General features: G+C 44.3%; 16 protein-coding genes, 1 tRNA gene, 2 riboswitches and 3 other annotated features. Of the genes, 15 read left to right on the plus strand and 2 right to left on the minus strand.

All coding sequences use genetic code 11. The annotated features are described in order from the left end of the window. Positions 1 to 138: 138 nt before the first annotated feature. The 3 genes from BUA78_RS02085 to BUA78_RS02095 all read left to right on the plus strand — a co-directional run bounded on the left by BUA78_RS02085 (position 139) and on the right by BUA78_RS02095 (position 4,205). A tRNA-Val gene (locus tag BUA78_RS02085) sits at positions 139 to 215 on the plus strand. Between the two features lie 641 nt (positions 216 to 856). Continuing rightward, a complete protein-coding gene (locus BUA78_RS02090; protein ID WP_072910628.1) occupies positions 857 to 2,236 on the plus strand; it encodes a D-serine ammonia-lyase in 1,380 nt (459 codons plus the stop codon). 258 nt (positions 2,237 to 2,494) lie between these two features. Further along, positions 2,495 to 2,570, plus strand: a riboswitch (glycine riboswitch). 39 nt (positions 2,571 to 2,609) lie between these two features. Continuing rightward, a riboswitch (glycine riboswitch) is annotated at positions 2,610 to 2,702 on the plus strand. Between the two features lie 129 nt (positions 2,703 to 2,831). After that, positions 2,832 to 4,205 (plus strand): alanine/glycine:cation symporter family protein, encoded by a 1,374-nt coding sequence (locus tag BUA78_RS02095; protein WP_072910629.1) that lies wholly within the window; start codon positions 2,832 to 2,834, stop codon positions 4,203 to 4,205. Positions 4,206 to 4,778: 573 nt separating this feature from the next. Here the strand turns inward: BUA78_RS02095 and BUA78_RS02100 are convergent. Both BUA78_RS02100 and BUA78_RS20065 read right to left on the minus strand, forming a co-directional pair. Beyond that, complete coding sequence (locus BUA78_RS02100; RefSeq protein ID WP_072910630.1) at positions 4,779 to 5,042, minus strand: hypothetical protein; 264 nt, start codon at positions 5,040 to 5,042, stop codon at positions 4,779 to 4,781. Then, positions 5,035 to 5,172, minus strand: coding sequence for a hypothetical protein (locus tag BUA78_RS20065; RefSeq protein ID WP_175548952.1), 138 nt, complete (start codon positions 5,170 to 5,172; stop codon positions 5,035 to 5,037). Before BUA78_RS20065 ends, BUA78_RS02100 begins: the two co-directional genes overlap by 8 nt. Positions 5,173 to 5,310: 138 nt before the next feature. On the opposite strand from BUA78_RS20065, the gene BUA78_RS02105 reads away from it, so the two are divergent. The 12 genes from BUA78_RS02105 (at position 5,311) to pheT (ending at position 18,519) form a co-directional block, all read left to right on the plus strand. Further along, the gene (locus tag BUA78_RS02105; protein WP_072910631.1) at positions 5,311 to 6,282 is read left to right on the plus strand and encodes a hypothetical protein; all 972 of its coding nucleotides are present in this window, start codon (positions 5,311 to 5,313) and stop codon (positions 6,280 to 6,282) included. A 174-nt stretch (positions 6,283 to 6,456) separates the two neighbouring features. Continuing rightward, positions 6,457 to 7,350 (plus strand): putative sporulation protein YtxC, encoded by an 894-nt coding sequence (gene ytxC, locus BUA78_RS02110; protein ID WP_072910632.1) that lies wholly within the window; start codon positions 6,457 to 6,459, stop codon positions 7,348 to 7,350. 103 nt (positions 7,351 to 7,453) lie between these two features. Next, on the plus strand, positions 7,454 to 8,059 hold the full coding sequence (locus BUA78_RS02115) for a DUF445 domain-containing protein (RefSeq protein ID WP_072910633.1): 606 nt from the start codon (positions 7,454 to 7,456) through the stop codon (positions 8,057 to 8,059). Positions 8,060 to 8,099: 40 nt separating this feature from the next. Beyond that, positions 8,100 to 8,314, plus strand: a binding site (T-box leader). Positions 8,315 to 8,366: 52 nt separating this feature from the next. Beyond that, positions 8,367 to 10,277: a threonine--tRNA ligase gene (thrS, locus tag BUA78_RS02120; protein ID WP_072910634.1), complete on the plus strand. Its 1,911-nt coding sequence runs from the start codon at positions 8,367 to 8,369 to the stop codon at positions 10,275 to 10,277. Positions 10,278 to 10,350: 73 nt separating this feature from the next. Continuing rightward, positions 10,351 to 10,478 (plus strand) — a sequence feature (ribosomal protein L20 leader region). Positions 10,479 to 10,504: 26 nt separating this feature from the next. After that, on the plus strand, positions 10,505 to 11,026 hold the full coding sequence (infC, locus tag BUA78_RS02125; RefSeq protein WP_072910635.1) for a translation initiation factor IF-3: 522 nt from the start codon (positions 10,505 to 10,507) through the stop codon (positions 11,024 to 11,026). Positions 11,027 to 11,042: 16 nt separating this feature from the next. Continuing rightward, entirely contained in the window at positions 11,043 to 11,237 is a 195-nt protein-coding gene (gene rpmI, locus BUA78_RS02130; protein WP_072910636.1) for a 50S ribosomal protein L35, read from the plus strand. Between the two features lie 38 nt (positions 11,238 to 11,275). Next, a complete protein-coding gene (gene rplT / locus BUA78_RS02135; protein ID WP_072910637.1) occupies positions 11,276 to 11,632 on the plus strand; it encodes a 50S ribosomal protein L20 in 357 nt (118 codons plus the stop codon). Between the two features lie 137 nt (positions 11,633 to 11,769). Further along, positions 11,770 to 13,104: a TrkH family potassium uptake protein gene (locus tag BUA78_RS02140; protein WP_072910638.1), complete on the plus strand. Its 1,335-nt coding sequence runs from the start codon at positions 11,770 to 11,772 to the stop codon at positions 13,102 to 13,104. 13 nt (positions 13,105 to 13,117) lie between these two features. After that, on the plus strand, positions 13,118 to 13,774 hold the full coding sequence (locus BUA78_RS02145) for a potassium channel family protein (protein WP_072910639.1): 657 nt from the start codon (positions 13,118 to 13,120) through the stop codon (positions 13,772 to 13,774). Beyond that, entirely contained in the window at positions 13,771 to 14,574 is an 804-nt protein-coding gene (locus BUA78_RS02150; RefSeq protein ID WP_072910640.1) for a TrmH family RNA methyltransferase, read from the plus strand. The genes BUA78_RS02145 and BUA78_RS02150 overlap by 4 nt, the downstream gene beginning before the upstream one ends. A 176-nt stretch (positions 14,575 to 14,750) precedes the next feature. Continuing rightward, positions 14,751 to 15,002 (plus strand) — a binding site (T-box leader). A 48-nt stretch (positions 15,003 to 15,050) separates the two neighbouring features. Continuing rightward, positions 15,051 to 16,073, plus strand: a complete 1,023-nt coding sequence (pheS, locus tag BUA78_RS02155) for a phenylalanine--tRNA ligase subunit alpha (protein WP_072910641.1) — start codon at positions 15,051 to 15,053, stop codon at positions 16,071 to 16,073. Positions 16,074 to 16,098: 25 nt separating this feature from the next. Continuing rightward, positions 16,099 to 18,519 carry a phenylalanine--tRNA ligase subunit beta gene (gene pheT, locus BUA78_RS02160; RefSeq protein ID WP_072910642.1) on the plus strand — a complete coding sequence of 807 codons (2,421 nt, stop codon included), beginning with the start codon at positions 16,099 to 16,101 and terminating at the stop codon, positions 18,517 to 18,519. Positions 18,520 to 18,768 lie beyond the last annotated feature (249 nt).

The raw sequence follows: 18,768 nt of genomic DNA on the forward strand, positions 1-18,768 counted from the left end.
TGAACTCACCCCCACCTTCGCCCTTTTTATCGCAAGCATGGAAAGCTTAGGAAGGGGATTTTTGGCGGGTAAGTTAAATTTTCCTTGACTTTTTATAATAAAACCAGCATAATATAACATGCACCGCAAGTAAATAATGGGACGTTAGCTCAGATGGTTAGAGTGCTGCGTTGACATCGCAGAGGTCACTGGTTCGATTCCAGTACGTCCCACCAGAAAAAACATATCTTCCGCCGAGGGGAGATATGTCTTTTTTTATGGAAAACAGGTCTTTTGTTATATAACAGTTGCCCTTAGTAGCCTTTGCCAAAAACTCTGGGGGGTTACTTAAGAAAGAAATGTTTTTCACAAGGTAAAACTATTTTATATCAATTTTTTAAAATATAGTCAAGAGTATAAAGCTAAAAATATTATCGAAAATTTCAGAGCGTAGCAGAGAAGTTGCTTGTAAAATGATTATTCGTCTAAATTTGGTCTTATTCAGTGGTACATGTGGTTTTACTTTTTTTCCAAAGAGAGGTATGATTTATTCAAGATAAAAAATACCCCTCGGAAAGGAAGTGTAATATATGCGCAAATTATTCCAAGAATTTCTTGAATATGCAGATTATGCCTTTCATTATCTCTATGTTGAAAGAGAAGATAAATAAAAAAACAACGCCAAACAAAGGCGTTGTTTTTTTATTTTGTCAATATATAAATGAACTTTTTATCTGTTTTTTGCAAGATTTTTTGCTTTTTTGGCTAATCGGCTACCAGGGGCTATAGCCTTTGACAGAATGGCCTGCCGACAGTAAACTTTATTTTGAAATATTCAATATATTGTTATAAGTAAAATTGTGCAGAAGGGGTCGATTTGGTGAGCGATAGAAAACTAAGTGAAAAAACGATAGCGGCATTAAAACAGGATTTCCCATTAATGAGCAAACTGATGGCAACCGAAGAGATTTTATGGATAAATTCGAAGTACGAAAAATATGAGGACGCGATGCAAAAGATTTCCTTGACGGAAGTAGATGCCAGAGATGCAGAAGACAGGTTGAGACGGTTTGCGCCTTTCCTGGCAAAAGCCTTTCCTGAAACCCAGGCCAGCAACGGAATCATCGAATCTCCCCTGTTTTGCATTGAGAATATGAAATACAGGCTGGAAAGCATATTTGCGCAGGAAATCAAAGGAGAATTCTATTTAAAGGCGGACAGCCATCTGGCTGTTTCAGGTTCCATCAAAGCAAGGGGCGGAATATACGAGGTGCTCAAGCACGCAGAGGAGCTGGCAATTAAAAATCATATGCTGGCGGAAACCGATGATTATTCCATCCTTAACAGCGATGCATTCAGAACATTTTTCTCCAACTACTCTATCTCTGTGGGCTCTACCGGAAATCTTGGCCTCAGCATAGGGATCATCAGCGCAAAACTCGGATTTTGTGTCTACGTTCACATGTCGGCCGATGCAAAGCAGTGGAAGAAGGATCTTCTTAGAAGCCGCGGAGTCGTCGTCGTAGAATATGCTTCTGATTACAGCATTGCGGTGGAGCAGGGACGAAAGCAATCCGAATCGGACCCGAATAATTACTTTATCGACGATGAAAATTCCAGGGACTTGTTTTTAGGGTATTCCGTAGCCGCCTTCAGGCTGAAAAAGCAGTTGGTAGAAATGGGTGTCACCGTAGATGAGGAACATCCGCTATTCGTTTATCTTCCATGCGGAGTAGGCGGTGCGCCGGGTGGCATCACATTCGGATTAAAACTAATGTTTCAGGACCATGTGCATTGCTTCTTTGCCGAGCCAACTCATTCCGCTGGCATGCTGTTGGGCTTAATGACAGGAATGCATAATGAAATATGCGTCCAGGATCTGGGAATTGACAATATTACCGATGCCGATGGCCTGGCGGTGGGAAGACCTTCCGGCTTTGTCGGCAGGACATTGGAAAACCTGATCAGCGGAGTTTACACCGTGCAGGATGAGCAATTATATATCCTTCTCTGTACATTGGCGGACAGCGAAAAAATTTTCCTCGAGCCTTCCGCCTTGGCCGGACTGCCCGGAGTTGTCAAGCTTTTAAGTGAGGATGCAGGAAAAATGTATCTCGAGCAGCACCGTTTGACCGATAAGATGCATAACGCTTCTCATATTGCCTGGGCTACAGGGGGCAGCATGGTCAGCAGGGAAGAAATGGATTCCTATTACAAAAAAGGACTTGAATTGATGAAGGCGTTCAATGCAATTTAACTAAATTTTGCCTATCCTAGCTTGAAACAGGGATTGGCCAGAGACTCTGATCTAAGCCCCTATTTTCAAGGCTTCAGACGGTCTTGGTTTTTGTAAGATCATGTTGTGAAATATCATTTTTTTAGCCTTGCAAATTTTTTTAATTACAATATCCATCTGGAATGGACAAATGTTTGAATATATAAACTTTAAACTAACATATTGCACAATGTCTAAAAAGATGTACAATGATAATTGCACAATTTAATAAAGGATTGGATGATGTTTGCGGGAGAGTGGCCCCACGGCCCACCGAAGGAGTAATACTCTCAGGTGCTTTTGTAGAAAGACGAAGTTACGCTAAGTCTTTGCTGAATAAAGTGGAACCGCAAGCGGACAGGACTCTGGAGAGACCCGTTTTTAGGGCGCCGAAGGGGCAATACAAATTGCTGTTAAATCTCTCAGGCAAAAGGACAGAGGAGGATTATGGGTCTAATATAGGTGTTTCTTGCACGGATGCTATATTTTTCCGATACTTCTTTTATGGTCATTAGAGTCAAATCATTTGGTTTGGCTCTTTTTTATTTTATTTACGTACAGAGAGGAAGCGAATGGAATGGATTACATTACGTTTTTGGATCAATTGGACAGTTTGATATGGGGACCACCATTATTATTTTTGTTGGTGGGAACGGGGATTTTGTTAACTTTACGGCTGAAACTACTGCAGGTGATCCGTCTGCCAATGGCTTTAAAGTTAATATTTACGGCCAAGAATAATGGCTCTGGTGATGTAAGTAGTTTTGGAGCTTTGTGTACCGCTCTGGCGGCCACAGTAGGGACTGGTAACATCGTGGGTGTGGCTACAGCGGTGAAGGCTGGGGGACCCGGGGCAATCTTTTGGATGTGGGTGGCCGCTTTCTTTGGCATGGCCACTAAATATGCAGAAGGTTTGTTAGCCGTTAAATACCGCTCTGTCGATGCCAATGGCCAGATTTCCGGGGGACCCATGTACTATATTGAGCGGGGGTTGGGGAAAAAATATCGCCCTCTGGCCATCATGTTTGCTGTCAGCGGTGTGCTGGTTGCCTTCTTTGGTATTGGGACCTTCGCCCAGGTTAATTCGATTGTGGATTCTTGTAAATTAACCCTGGGTACCCCGGCTTATGTCACAGCCATTGTAATTACCGTATTGGTTGCTTTGGTCACCCTAGGTGGGTTGCAGAGTATTGCCAGGGTATCCTCCAAAATCGTTCCCTTTATGGCCCTCTTCTATTTGCTAGCCTGTGGTTATGTCTTAGTTAAATTTGCTGATCAGCTACCCGGGGCTATAGAGCTAGTTATTAGTAGCGCCTTTTCCGGCACCGCTGCTGCGGGTGGTTTTTTAGGTGCCACTGTCATGATGGCCATTCGGAACGGGGTGGCCCGTGGGGTATTTTCTAATGAATCTGGTTTGGGCAGTGCACCCATTGCTGCTGCAGCAGCTAAAACCAAATGGCCTGCAGAACAAGGACTTATTTCTATGACGGGCACCTTTATTGATACCATTATTATCTGTACTCTGACTGGGTTAGCGCTGGTGGTTACCGGGGTCTGGGCAGGGGATGCCAAAGGGGCTGCCATGACCCAGGAAGCATTTGCTGCAGCATTGCCAGGCATTGGTCCGCTGATTTTAACGGTGGGTATTGTGTTATTTGCCTTTACCACCATCTTGGGGTGGAATTATTACGGAGAGCGTTGCTGTGAGTATCTTTTGGGTGTTAAAGGTATTATGCCCTATCGCATCATCTTCATTGGTTTAGTAGCAGCCGGTGCCTTTGTGAAACTGGAAGCCATCTGGTTGCTGGCGGACATCGTCAACGGCTTGATGGCGATACCAAACCTTATCGCGTTGCTAGGACTTTCCGGTGTGGTGGTGTTGGAAACCAAGCGATATCTGGAACATATAGCTAAGGGTGCAGATTCACCTGACAATAAAAAGGTAGCATAAAATCCCCAAAAACACCCTGTGGGGTGTTTTTGGGGATCAATCAGAAAGTATCAAAACTTTCAATTTACAGAAGGGCAAACTAAGGGATTAATAAAGTATAAATTTTAGGGGGATACCTAAAAGTTCAAATAGTTTCCTAAATATGTACACACGGTACAAATTATCTGCAGCCTCAGCCGCCTTTGCCAAGCATTCTAAATACGATAAAAACGATAATACCTAGGGCTAAAAAAGAACCAATACTGGTTAAGTCCATAGGATCTCCTCCTTTCGTACCACAAGGTTTCGATATGCTTTCTAAAAAAACCTCTTTTCTATTTGTTCACTATTTGGCAAAATAGTAGTAAAACACAATGTCTAGAGGTGAAAAAATTGAAAGTTGATATTAAATTTATTATTGGTATGGGATTTTTATTAATTGCAGCCTGTATTTATTTTACCAAGGTCGTATAACCCTACGTAAAGTAACCATGGCCTCATAATTTATAAACGAAATTTATAAACGAATTTCTAATTAAATAATCAAATCATTAAAACCGCCTGGTAATCGGATATTCCAGGCGGTTTCATTGTTTAGATGTTATTTTTTCTTGAATTAACCATTCTGAAACCAATAATAGATTTTAAATCGTTAACTACCGGGGTAATTTGTTCGGACAGAGTTTCTAATTTTACTAATAATTGTTGAATCATTTCGATTTTCATTTCTGCCTTTTTAATGGTGGCTTTGGCATCCCAGCGCATAAAAAAATTAGATTGAAGCCCGTAAATATGCTGACGTAACTCTTTAATCGCACGTTCCGATTCAAGCCTTATTTCTTCGATTTCTTTAAGCATCAGAAGCACCTACCTTTTTTTCCATACTATTAGCCAATCCTAAAAATGGTGCTTTTACCAGGTATAAAAGATAAAATCTTGTTTTAGGCAAATCAGAAAGTATAAAAGCTTCTGGTTTGCCTAAGGGCAAACTAAGCCTCCGCCGGTGTCTATAGACTTGGCGGAGGCTTAGTTTTTCTAAGAAAATTCAAAAAGTTAATATCTTTCTGGAGGAAGCTTAATATACTTTTTAAAAGATTGTTAAGGCCAAAGAAAAGGGGTGGGTTTTTTGGCTAGAAAGAAGAAGAAAAATATAAAAACCAGCAAACTTGTTCAAGTGGAGAAAAAAAGAGACATCATTTTGTTTACGTCAGCCAGTGAACCGGTTCGAGTACCGGATATTGTATATCGTGGAAAGAAGCAGTCTCCGGGAATGAGAGATTTATTTGTGGACAGTAGTAGTGTTCAAACGGAGATTTCTTTGCCATTAGCTTGTGGCGATACCTGTAGCAAAACTACGTTACCAGTAGCTGGAAAGTATCATAAGAAGAAAAATTTGAAATTTCAAGGAGCGTTTGTACCAAACAGTTGTGTTACGCAGGTAGTTTCATTACCTTATGCAGAAGAGCAAATAAATAAATCGGTAAAACAAAGCTTGCCTCAACCAGAGGAACCTTGCTATCAAATCCTTTTAGAGCATAGCAAGCCACGGAAAAGGAGAAAAAACTCTTCGGTATTTGTTCCCCCGAGCTGTATTATAGAGTGTCCAACGCCGGTTTACCATTTTAGTCTGGGAGTAAAGCCTTTGGTCTTTACCAATCCGTACCCGAATCCCCTTAGCTTGTCACCAGATATTATCAGTGAGCGTAAACGAGGTTGTACTAAGCAAAAAAGTTCAAATGATTTTATTCCTGCTTCCTGCATCACCCGGACAGTTTCTCAACCATTTTCAAAACCAAATCAAAAGCCAATTATAAAATACACTTATGTAGAGCGTCCCAACACCCCGGATATCCTGGGTCCTACGCTAAAAAGTAATAAAAGAAAAAAGAACCAAGGAGTTTCCTTTGTTCCTAAAAGCTGTATTGTGGAGTCTACAAAACAGATGTTGGAATCACCACCATTTTTGCAACGAACAGACACTTTGGCCAGGGCGAAATCGCAGTCGACCGTGGAAAAAAAGTCTTCCGGCAATTGGCTGTCTATTCTGGCATTCCTAGCTCTTATCATGGTGGTGGTTGTCTATCTATTGCAAAAATAATCTACTTACTCCAACCACAGGATTGATCCATAATTTTTACATGGGATAGCACCCTTGATTTCTGCTTATAATGCATGTAGAAGAAGGTATCTTAAAATTTTCGCCAATTTTGCACCAGTATACAAAGAATTGCCTCTCATATACTAATAGTAGAAGGAAGGGGTGATAGAGGAGATGAATCAATGTCTCTCTATTGGTGCCACCCAGCATATAGATTTGTTGAAGGACCGGCTTGGCAGAGAATTGAGAGTCGATGAGGGTGAAAGAATTAGAATCAAAATGACTGAAAATCCTGCCGGTAACATCACATTTTTATCCTGTGATTTCAACGGAATTTTATGCAGTGGGAGACATCAGGATGAAGAAATCTTATTTAAGCATTTTGTAGCAGATATTTTATCCGATATCATCATGAATCAATGGGAAAGGGCTCTGCTAAAGGATATCATTCGTGAGACTTATTATTATTTCAATGAGGAAGAAAAGAAAACCATTCTGCAATATACCTTGGATTATACTAATGGTGTTAAAATGTATCCGGGAAAAATGGACCGCCGGGATCGCAAGCATTTCATTATTAAGAGGCTGGTAGAATTTTTAGAGCAAAACAATAGTATTGTTATTGACGGCTTTGTTCGTTTTCGGTTAAAAGAATATGTTAATGAAATTAAAGAAGCAGTGGACCAGGCTGTAGACGAATTTCTTATGGAACGGGAATACCGGGAATTTATCCAACTGCTAAAATATTTTGTGGAAATTCAGGACTCCAAAGTACCCCTAGTTAATGTTTTGGTCAGTGAAAGGGGAACTTATAAGCTCTATGATGAAAATCATCATCCCATCGACAGTGAGTTTTTAGAAGGCTTCATCCTAGATGTAATGGACAATGAAATTAATTACGAAGATTTATTAATTAGCGCCTTAATTACCATTGCACCTAATAAGATTGTTTTTCATTATGGTGTGCAGCCTGGAACAGATTCAACCCTGGATACCATCAAGAATGTTTTTGAAGATAAGGTAAGTGAATGTAGTGGTTGCAAATTATGTCAAAAGCATCAGCAATAGAGAATCAACACTAACCGCCTACCAGGCGGTTTTTTATCATTGCACCTCCTTCGCCAATTTGGTATAGTTAATGTCGTTAATCGACAAACGGAGGTTATGCTCGGTGCAATGGTGGACAGTATTATCGATCCCAATCATTGGTGCCTTTATTGGCTGGATAACTAACTTGATTGCGGTAAAAGCCATTTTTAAACCCTATGAACCGGTGCGCTTGTTTGGTTTACCCTGGGCAATTCAAGGTGTGGTGCCTAAGAGAAGGGCGGAGTTGGCCAGAAGTATCGGTGAAGTGGTAGAAAATGAGTTGCTTAAGATGGAGGATATAATCCATCAAATGAAGTCTCCGGAAGTATTAGATAAGATTGCTTCATCTGCCAGCGAATCCATTCGCGGCATGGTAGTTGAGCGGATTCCCATGTGGGTGCCCACTACCATTCGCACGGTAATCCTGGAAATGATGGGGGACATGCTGCAGAAGCAAATGCCCCAGGTGATTAATCAAATTATAGATCAGGCCGGAGGCAGCATCGTTGAAAAGGTTAAACTTTCCCAACTAGTGGAAGAGCGTATGAATGCTTATGATATTAGGCATTTGGAAAAAATTATCGTGACAGTGGCTGCCCGTGAATTGAAACACATCGAAATTATCGGTGGGATATTGGGATTTCTGATCGGTCTGGTACAAGTGACTATTGTGTATCTCTCAACTTGACATTACCTATAAGTTTTTCTATAATGATTTCGTAATTAAATATTTTGCTATGAAAAGGAAAAGTACTTCAGTATACTCGTCCAGAGAGGAAATGCCGTAGGCTGTAAGCATTTCCCGATGTGGCTGAATGAAAAACCACCTTGGAGCAGCTTGTTGAAATGAAGTATGCAAGCCGGAGAGACACCGTTACTGTCGTTAGAGGTGGGAGTGTAAACTCCAACCAGGGTGGAACCGCGGAAACATCCCGTCCCTGATTTTTCAGGGACGGTTTTTTATTTTTGTCTAACAATCGAAAGGAGATTTGATTATGGTACAGGTAAGACTTAAGGACGGCTCGGTCCGGGAGTACCCTGCGGGTAGCACTGTGCTTGAAGTGGCTAAGAGCATCAGTCAGGGATTGGCCAGGGAGGCGTTGGCCGGCAAAGTAAACGGAAAAGTTGTCGATTTGAACTACCCATTGCAGGAAGATGCGGCACTGGAATTACTGACTTTTAATGACGAAGAGGGATGTGCGGTTTACCGCCACAGTTCGGCTCACGTGTTGGCGCAGGCTGTGAAAAGACTTTTCCCGGAAGCTAAGCTGGCCATTGGACCTGCTATTCAGGACGGTTATTATTACGATTTTGATGTACCGCAGCCCTTTACTCCAGTTCAATTGGAGCAAATTGAAGAGGAAATGAACAAGATTATTAAAGAGGATATTCCCTTTAAGCGGCTGGAAATCTCCCGGCCAGAGGCTTTGGGCCGTTTCCAGAACCAAGAGGAACTGTATAAAGTAGAATTAATTAATGATCTACCGGAAGATGCTGTTATCTCCTGCTACCAGCAAGGGGATTTTGAGGATCTTTGCGCTGGGCCCCATGTCCCTTCCACAGGTCGCTTAAAGAGCATCAAGCTAATGAGTATTGCCGGTGCCTACTGGCGGGGGAACGAGAAAAATAAAATGCTCCAGCGCATTTATGGCACCTCCTTTCCTAAGAAGGCACTGCTGGATGAGCACCTATTCCGCATTGAGGAAGCTAAGCGTCGGGATCACCGCAAACTGGGAGCGGAATTAGATCTTTACAGTATCCAAGAAGAAGGCCCTGGCTTTCCCTTTTTCCATCCCAAAGGGATGATCTTGCGCAACGAATTGGAGAACTTTTGGCGTTTAGAGCACAAAAGACGGGGCTACCAAGAAATTCGTACACCCGTTATCTTAAACAGAGGGCTTTGGGAGCAGTCCGGTCATTGGGACCATTATAAAGAGAATATGTACTTTACCAAAATTGACGAGGGAGATTATGCTGTTAAGCCCATGAACTGCCCTGGTAGTATTTTGGTGTATAGAGCCAAAATGCATAGCTACCGGGATTTGCCCCTAAGGTGGGGTGAACTGGGACTGGTGCACCGGCATGAATTATCCGGTGCTTTGCATGGTCTAATGCGGGTACGCTGCTTTACCCAGGATGATGCCCACATCTTTTTGCTGCCCAGTCAAATCAAGGAAGAAATCATTGGGGTTATTGATCTGTTCGACTACTTCTATAATACCTTTGGCTTACAATACCATGTAGAACTTTCCACCCGCCCGGAAAAATCCATGGGTTCCGATGAGATCTGGGAAATGGCCACCAATTCTTTAAGGGACGCTTTGGAAGCTAAGCAGGTGAAGTTTAAAATCAACGAGGGTGACGGTGCCTTCTACGGACCCAAAATTGACTTTCACTTAACCGACAGTCTAGGCCGTACCTGGCAGTGCGGTACTATTCAATTGGATTTCCAGATGCCGGAGAAATTTGAGCTAACTTATGTGGGTGAAGATGGTCAGAAACATCGTCCGGTCATGATTCATCGGGTGGTTTTCGGCAGCATTGAGCGTTTTATTGGCATTCTCACGGAACACTTTGCCGGTGCTTTCCCGGTTTGGCTGGCGCCGATTCAGGTACGGGTGATGCCCATTACCGACAAGCATCATGAATATGCTAACACTGTGGTGAAAAAGATGCAGGAACTGGATATCCGGGTTGAATTGGATGCCCGCAATGAAAAGATCAACTACAAGATCAGAGAAGCACAAACTCAAAAGATTCCTTATATGCTGGTCATCGGTGACCGGGAGATGGAACAAGGTGCCGTAGCCGTCCGCCAGCGCGGTAAGGGCGATATCGGTGCTATTCAGGTGGAGGAGTTTATTAACACTGTGCAGGCTGATATTAAAAATAAGACTATCTTTTAGGGAAGTAGCAAAACCTTGACTCCGCAGCCAGACTGTGGTAATATAGCAAAGGTGTTAAAAACAAAATACTTTTACAGTCAAGTAGAAGCCTCCCGCTTCTCACCTTACAACCACAGTTCGTAAGGTTACCAATGTAAACAATATTTCTTATTGTCTTGCGTTTATTAGCGGGTGTCTGTACACCCGCTTTTATTATTTTATCAATATTTTTAAGGAGGTGAGTATACATTTCCAAGGAGCAACGCATTAATGAAGAGATTCGAGCCCGGGAGGTACGGGTTGTCGATGCTGAAAACAACCAGTTGGGTATTATGTCTGTGAAAGATGCTCTCCGCATTGCAGAAGAAAAACAACTGGATTTGGTTGAGGTAGCTCCCCAGGCCAAGCCTCCGGTTTGCCGTATTATGGATTTTGGTAAGTTCAAGTATGAGCAAAGCAAACGGGATAAAGAAGCTAAAAAGAGACAGCGCATTATCCAGGTGAAAGAAGTTAAGCTGCGTCCCCGTATTGAGGATCATGACTATGAAGTTAAGGCCAAGAATGCCGAACGTTTCTTGAAAGACGGCGATAAGGTAAAGGTTACCATTATGTTTCGAGGCCGCGAAATTGTTCATACCGAATTGGGTAGGAAGTTACTGGAACGCCTGGCTAACGATATGAAAGACATTTGCTCTGTTGAAAGACACGCTAAACTCGAAGGTAAAAATATGATTATGATCTTAGCTCCAAAAAATGAAAGACAAGACTAGAAAGGAGTTGCCCTAGATGCCCAAAATTAAAACCCACCGTGGGGCCGCTAAAAGATTTAAAAAGACTGGTACTGGCAAAATCCGTGGTTGGCATGCCTTCCATAGCCACATTCTCGGTAAGAAAACCGCTAAACGTAAACGTAATCTGCGCAAGTCTCTTATCGTCAGTGAGGCAAATGCCGTTCAACTGAGAAGGCTGCTGCCTTACTAAACTAAGAATTTTTGTACTCGTAGAAGGAGGTAATCATCATGCCACGGGCTAAAAGCAGTGTGGTTTCACGCAATAGACACAGAAAAGTTTTAAAGCTAGCTAAGGGGTATAGAGCTTCCCGCAGCAAGCTGTTTAGGGTAGCTAATCAGGCCGTTATGAAGGCTCTGTTTTATGCTTACAGAGACCGTCGTCAGAAAAAACGTGATTTCCGCAAGCTTTGGATTGCACGTATTAATGCCGCTACCCGTATCAACGGTTTATCCTACAGCCGTTTTATCAATGGTTTGAAAAAAGCTGGTGTAGAGGTTAACCGTAAAATGCTGGCCGATCTGGCTGTAAATGATGCGAAAGCATTTAATCAGCTGGTAGAGGTAGCAAAGTCCAACCTAGCTTAATTTTTGTATAAATTTATAAAGCTGCATTTAAACTAAAGGCATGGTTACAGTACCATGCCTTTACTATATTTTTGTGGTATTTATTAGGTTGATTTACTATAATATAGCTTGTATCCTAGGGCAAGAAGGTGTCTTTTTTGCAAACCCATGCAGGTTTTTTGAGTCACCCGTCCCGTGTGTTAGTGACGGGTTTTGCCGCTGTAATTCTCTTAGGAGTTTTTTTGTTAATGTTGCCTATCTCCTCAGCAAGCGGCCAGCCTACGGGTTTTCTTACCGCTCTTTTTACAGCCACCTCAGCGACCTGTGTAACAGGGCTGGTGGTAGTGGACACGGGAACCTATTGGAGCACTTTTGGACATGTTGTTATCATTAGTTTAATTCAAGTGGGTGGTTTGGGTTTTATGACCATGGCGGTTTTGTTTTGGCTGCTCATGGGACGTCGGGTTACTTTGCGGGAACGACTTTTGATTCAGGAATCCCTTAATGTAATTGATCTTAGTGGTTTGATTCGCTTAGCTAAAAAGGTACTTCTACTAACATTGATCATTGAATTAGTGGTTGCCCTGCTGCTCACATTACGGTTTATCCCTGATTTTGGCTACCCTACAGGGATATGGTATAGCTTGTTTCATGCTATTTCCGGTTTTAATAACGCAGGCTTTGACCTAATGGGTGGGTTTCGTAGCCTAACAGGATATGTGGAAGATCCGATCATTAACTTTGCTATTAGTATTGATATTATCCTAGGTGGTATTGGCTTTACAGTGATGGCAGATCTACTCCAGTATCGAAAGAGACAAAGGTTAAGTTTACATACCAAGTTAGCCCTATTGGTAACAGCTGCATTACTGCTGGTGGGGACACTTGTCATTTTCCTGTTGGAGTTTCATAATACTTTGCAACCTTTAAGTTGGAGTGGCAAGCTTTGGGCCAGTTGGTTTCAGTCAGTGGTTCCCCGTACGGCGGGGTTCAATAGCCTCGATCTGACAGCTTTGCGCCCGGCAACACTTTTCTTTATGGTAATTTTAATGTTTATCGGAGCATCTCCCGGTTCCACCGGGGGCGGGATTAAAACCACCACTTTCGCTTTACCTGGACTAGCGGTGTTTTCCTTAGCCCGGGGCAAAGAGGATGCGGAACTCTTTGGCCGTAGAATCCCTAAGGAACAGGTATATAAGGGTTTAGCAATTATACTTCTTGCTGTAAGCTGGGTTGTTTTGGCTACTCTAATTTTAGATGTTGTAGAAAAGGCAGATTTTCTTAGAATATTATTTGAGGTGGTTTCTGCCCTAGCCACCGTGGGTTCAACAGCTGGTTTAACACCGACTCTTTCAGATACCGGACGCATCGTTATTATCATAACCATGTTCCTAGGGCGTGTGGGCCCACTAACAGTGGCCTATGCTCTGTCGACCAGACAAAGAAGAAAACAACAGTTCCGTTATGCCGAAGAGAGAATCATTATTGGTTAGGAGGCACCCTGTTATGAAACAATTTGCCATCATTGGGTTGGGGCGATTTGGCAGCAGTGTGGCCATTACACTTTCTAAAATGGGTTATGAAATACTTGGCCTGGATATAAGCGAGGAACGGGTAAATGGGATCGTGGAATATGTCACCCACGCAGTACAGGTAGACGCCCTTGATGAACACGCCCTAAAGGCGGTGGGTATTCGTAATTTTGATGTGGTGGTAGTGGCCATAGGGCAAGATATTCAGTCTAATATTTTAGCTACAGTAATGCTGAAGGAAATGGGTGTCAAATATGTTGTGGCCAAAGCTCAGAATGCTTTACATGGTAAGGTGCTAGAACGAGTTGGGGCAGATAAAGTGGTGTTCCCAGAAAGGGATATGGGAGAGAGAGTGGCCCATGCTCTGGTATCCAAGAACATCATGGAGCAAATCTCCCTCTCACCAGAATTCAGTTTGGTGGAGATGGTGGTGCCGCCGCAGTTTGTTAATAAGACTCTGGTGGAATCTCAGGCCAGAAATAAATATGGCGTCAGTATTCTGGCCATCCGTAGGGGAGGCGAAGTGATTATTTCACCAAGGGCAGAGGAAAGAATGGTCGAAGATGATATACTGGTGGTTATTGGTAAGAACGACCGACTACAAAAATTTGAAACGGTTGAGATAGGATGATCACATCGTCGCAAAATCCAAAAATAAAATACATACGGAAATTAGCCCAGAGAAGTTTCCGCCAGAAAGAAAGGAAACTGATCGTGGAAGGTATCCGTCTAGTGGAAGAGGCTCTGGCCAGTCATTGGAGAACGGAAACCTTTATCTATACAGAAGAAGGGGTATTGGGAGAACGAGGAGCGAGGCTTCTGGAACTGGCTGTACAAAAAGGGGTTGAAGTTTACCTAGTATCTCCCGGCCTTATGAAGGAACTGTCCGATACTGAAACTCCCCAGGGGGTACTGGCGGTCCTGTGGCAGCCGGATATGGCTCTGGCTGATGTGTTGCCGCCGGGCCGGCAACCGTTGGTGGTGGTGGTGGATGGGGTGCAAGATCCAGGAAATTTAGGTACCATTATCCGGTCTGCAGATGCCGCCGGGGCCGGAGGTGTGGTGTTGCTAAAGGGTACGGTGGATTTATATAATCCCAAGACCCTTCGTTCAACTATGGGTTCTTTATTTCACCTACCCATTGTGACCGTAGAGGATGTTGAGGAAACACTGAAATACCTCACCTCTGTGGGAATTACCCTGGTGGTGGGAGAACCTGTTGGTGGAGTGCCGGTTTTTGCTGCAAATCTCAAAATTCCTGTGGGGCTGGTGGTAGGCAATGAAGGTGCCGGTCCCCGGCCGGAGATTTTTCAGTACCGTCACAGCAAGGTTACGATACCCATGCCAGGACGGGCGGAATCCTTTAATGTAGCCATGGCTTCCGCCATCCTGCTATATGAGGTGGTACGTCAACGGCATAAAATTCAGTAAACTTTCTTGTTTTGAACAGTGCCATGTGGTATAATCAGTGTCGAAAGGTCCCCAAAAAAGAATGAAAGGTTGTGGTTAGTTGTTGTTAACCGCTGAATTTTTTTGGAGGCTGTTCGAGGCTACTGGGTCTGTCAATGCTTATATGACGTATAGAAGGCTGGTTTTACACTAATATATTGTAAGCGATGAAGGGGAGCAGTACGTAGTAGGTTTCTTTCCAGGGAAAGAGGGTCGTGACTGGAAACCCTCTTAAAGAAGAGCTGCGGAAATTCACCCCCGAGCTGCGATCTGAACGTATGATAACATACCAGTAGGTGCGCCGGTTCTTCTACCGTTATCAGAAGTGGGTAAGTGAGCTTGCCCTGTAAGTGGTTCTTGCGGTCTAAGAGAACAATTTGGGTGGTACCACGGATATTTCCGTCCCTTTTTTTAGGGGGCGGTTTTTATTTTGTTCATGCTGACACAGGAGGATTGTTATGGAGCAAAGGTTAAGACAACTGGCCCAGGAAGCCCTGGGAGCTCTCGAGGGTGCCAACTCCCCGGAAGAGATTAATGAAGTTCGTGTAAAATACCTGGGTAAAAAGGGAGAGCTGACTCAGGTTTTAAGAGGTATGGGTGCGCTTTCTGCTGAGGAGCGTCCCCGTGTAGGCCAGATGGCCAATGAAGTTAGAGAACAAATTGAAGCGGCCTTAGAAAATAGAAACCAACAGGCCAAGGAAGCGGAAAAAGCCCGCAAGCTGGCAGCAGAGACATTGGATGTGACGCTGCCGGGGGTACCATTTAACCTTGGTAAACTTCACCCGCTGACCCAGGTACAGCAAGAGATAGAAAGTATTTTCCTGGGTCTGGGTTTCTCCATTGCCGAAGGGCCGGAGATTGAGCTGGATTATTACAACTTTGAGGCACTTAACCTGCCCAAGGATCACCCCGCCAGGGATATGCAGGATACTTTCTTTATCAATCCTGAGGTGTTGTTACGTACCCACACCTCACCGGTACAGGTAAGAACCATGGAAAAAACCGTTCCACAGGTGCCGGTGAAAATCATCTGCCCCGGCCGGGTTTACCGCCGGGACGACGATGCCACCCACTCCCCCATGTTTCATCAGGTGGAGGGTTTGGTGGTGGATAAACATATTACCTTTGCCGACTTAAAAGGCGTATTGGCTACCTTTGCCCGGCAGATGTTTGGCCCGGATACCCGTACTCGTCTGCGCCCCAGTTATTTTCCCTTTACGGAGCCCAGTGCCGAAGTGGATATTTCCTGCGTGATGTGTAAGGGCAGCGGTTGTCGGGTATGCAAAGGCAGTGGCTGGCTGGAGATTTTGGGTTCCGGTATGGTACACCCCCGGGTGCTGGAAATGTCCGGTTACAACCCAGAGGAAGTAACGGGCTTTGCCTTTGGCATGGGGATTGAGCGGATTGCTATGCTGAAATATGGTATAGATGACCTTCGCCTGTTGTTTGATAACGATTTACGATTCCTAGCTCAATTTTAGTCCATTTCAGGAGGTTTATAGAACCATGCACGTTTCCTATCAATGGCTTAAAGATTATGTAGAGATTGACATAGATCCCCAAGAGTTAGCCCACAGATTAACTCTGGCTGGCTTGGCCGTGGATGTGGTGGAGGACTTGGGGGCAGAAATTGAGAAAGTCGTCACGGGACGTATTCTCAAAATAGAAAGACACCCTAATGCCGACAAATTAGTGGTATGCACGGTGGACGTGGGGCAGGAGGAAACCCTGCAAATCGTTACCGGAGCTACCAACGTAAAAGAGGGTCATGTGGTGCCAGTGGCACTGGAAGGGGCTAAATTGGCAGGAGGTCTGCAAATTAAGCGCTCCAAATTACGGGGTGTGGAATCCCGGGGTATGCTGTGCTCCGGCCAGGAATTAGGCATGGAGAGCAAACTGATGTCAGCGGATATGGCGCATGGTATTTTGATCCTGCCCGAGACTGTGGCCATTGGCCTGGATGCCAAAGAGGTACTGGGTTTAAACGACTCGGTGCTAGAATTGGATCTTACCCCCAACCGAGGTGATGCCCTGAATATGATTGGTGTGGCTCGGGATGTGGCAGCGATCCTCAAGAAAGAATTAAAAATTCCTGTACCTGAGCTTACCGAAGGAGAGGAAAAGGTAGAAGAGCTGGCCAAGGTGGACATTTTGGACCCAGAACTTTGTCGTCGTTATGTGGCTCGGCTGGTTAAAGGGATTAAAATAGGGCCCTCTCCTATCTGGCTGCAAAACCGTCTGCGAGCAGCGGGTGTTCGCCCCATCAGCAACATTGTGGATGTTACCAACTATGTGATGCTGGAATTGGGTCAACCCCTTCATGCCTTTGATTACGATAAGCTGGCCGATCATCATATTATTGTTCGTCGAGCCAAGGAGGATGAGAAGCTTGTTTCCTTGGATGGCGTGGAGCGTACCCTAAGTCCCGATATGCTGGCCATTACCGATGCAGCAGGCCCGGTGGCTGTGGCCGGTGTCATGGGGGGCTTGGATAGTGAAGTAACCGATAACACGGTGAATGTACTCATAGAAGCGGCTTACTTCCATCCCATTAATGTTCGTCGTACCTCAAAAGCCTTAGGCTTACGTTCTGAATCCTCTATGCGCTTTGAGAAGGGCATCGATATTAATGGTTGCCTGAGGGCAGCGAACCGGGCAGCTCAGTTAATGCAGCAATTGGCTGGTGGTACTGTGGTTGCCGGGGTTATCGATAATTTCCCTGGCCCTATTACCGAAAAAACTATTCAGTTGCGTCCCGCTCGCGTTAATTGGGTGCTGGGGGTAGAGATCTCCCGGCAAGATATGCTGGAAATTATGCAGCGTCTACAGTTTCGGGTACAGGAACAGGGCGAAGATCTGTTGGTCACGGTTCCCACCTTCCGACCGGATATTACTGGGGAGTGGGATTTAGTGGAAGAAGTGGCGAGGCTCTATGGCATTAACCGGATTCCTGAGACCTTACCGACGGGTAATTCTACCCAGGGTGCCCGCACTGCAGAGCAACAATTAAATTGGCACATGCGGGAAGTGATGACCGGCTGTGGCTTCTACGAAGTAGTTACCTATAGCTTTGTACATCCCCGAGTCTTTGATTTAATGAATCTGCCGGCGGATAGTAAGTTCCGTAATGTTGTCAGGCTGCAGAATCCCCTTAGCGAAGAACAATCTGTCATGCGTACTGTGCTGGTTCCCAGCTTGCTGGAAATCTTACAGCGTAACTTGAATCGCCGGGTACAGAATGGAGCTATTTTTGAGATTGCTCGGGTATTCTACCCCGTAGAGGGTCAACCGCTGCCGGAGGAAGTACCTGTCTTGGCCGCAGTGGCCATTGGCAGCACCCCAAAGACCTGGAACCAGCCTGCTCGCCCGATGGATTTCTTCTATATCAAGGGAGTAACAGAGCAACTATTGGAATCACTGGGTGTGATCAATGCAACCTTTAGTAGGCATCAAGATCCCAGCTTCCACCCCGGACGCTGTGCTAAAATTGAAGTAAATGGGGAACTCTTGGGTGTAGTGGGAGAACTGCATCCCAACGTTAATGAGAACTACGATCTGCCAGGTCGTGCCGTGGCGATGAAACTGGATTTGAAAGTATTGCAAGCCACCCATCGTCCGGTTAAACAATACCAGGGATTGACCAAATTTCCTGTCGTAGAACGAGACTTAGCCGTACTGGTAAAGCAGGAAGTAGCAGCTTCTGAAATGCTGGCTATCATTGCCAAGGCCGGAGGTAATTTGTTAAAAATCACGGATATTTTTGACGTGTATCAGGGTACCCAGGTGCCCGAAGGCTTTAAAAGCGTAGCCTTCTCCATGAAATTCCAGGCGCCGGACAGAACCCTTACGGATGAAGAAATAAACGACAAAATGCAACGCATCATCAAGTCTCTTACCGCCCAGACAGGAGCAGAGTTAAGAAAATAGCTATAATGAAGACCCTAGGCCAGGAGGCTTAGGGTCTTTTAGCATGGCATATCTGTTCGATATGCATAAGTGGCAACTGCAAAAATTACTATTGACTTTCAGTTAGGTGTAAGCTTTAAGATATAGTAGATAACAAATTAATTAGTGGCTGTAAGGTTCCATTAAGGCAATTGAATTTCCTTTACGAAGGTTTGGGTTTTTAGTACTTTATAGCATTTATTATCAATTTATTTCTGGAAAGGAGAATGA

This window comes from Desulforamulus aeronauticus DSM 10349 (genome assembly GCF_900142375.1).
Lineage (GTDB): Bacteria > Bacillota > Desulfotomaculia > Desulfotomaculales > Desulfotomaculaceae > Desulfotomaculum > Desulfotomaculum aeronauticum.

Excerpts from the sequence above, each read along its gene's own strand:
- BUA78_RS02095 (WP_072910629.1), top strand. The coding sequence starts at position 2,832 with ATGGATTACATTACGTTTTTGGATCAATTGGACAGTTTGATATGGGGA.
- BUA78_RS02100 (WP_072910630.1), bottom strand. The coding sequence starts at position 5,042 with ATGCTTAAAGAAATCGAAGAAATAAGGCTTGAATCGGAACGTGCGATT.
- ytxC (WP_072910632.1), top strand. The coding sequence starts at position 6,457 with ATGAATCAATGTCTCTCTATTGGTGCCACCCAGCATATAGATTTGTTG.
- thrS (WP_072910634.1), top strand. The coding sequence starts at position 8,367 with ATGGTACAGGTAAGACTTAAGGACGGCTCGGTCCGGGAGTACCCTGCG.
- rpmI (WP_072910636.1), top strand. The coding sequence starts at position 11,043 with ATGCCCAAAATTAAAACCCACCGTGGGGCCGCTAAAAGATTTAAAAAG.
- rplT (WP_072910637.1), top strand. The coding sequence starts at position 11,276 with ATGCCACGGGCTAAAAGCAGTGTGGTTTCACGCAATAGACACAGAAAA.
- BUA78_RS02145 (WP_072910639.1), top strand. The coding sequence starts at position 13,118 with ATGAAACAATTTGCCATCATTGGGTTGGGGCGATTTGGCAGCAGTGTG.
- BUA78_RS02150 (WP_072910640.1), top strand. The coding sequence starts at position 13,771 with ATGATCACATCGTCGCAAAATCCAAAAATAAAATACATACGGAAATTA.
- pheS (WP_072910641.1), top strand. The coding sequence starts at position 15,051 with ATGGAGCAAAGGTTAAGACAACTGGCCCAGGAAGCCCTGGGAGCTCTC.
- pheT (WP_072910642.1), top strand. The coding sequence starts at position 16,099 with ATGCACGTTTCCTATCAATGGCTTAAAGATTATGTAGAGATTGACATA.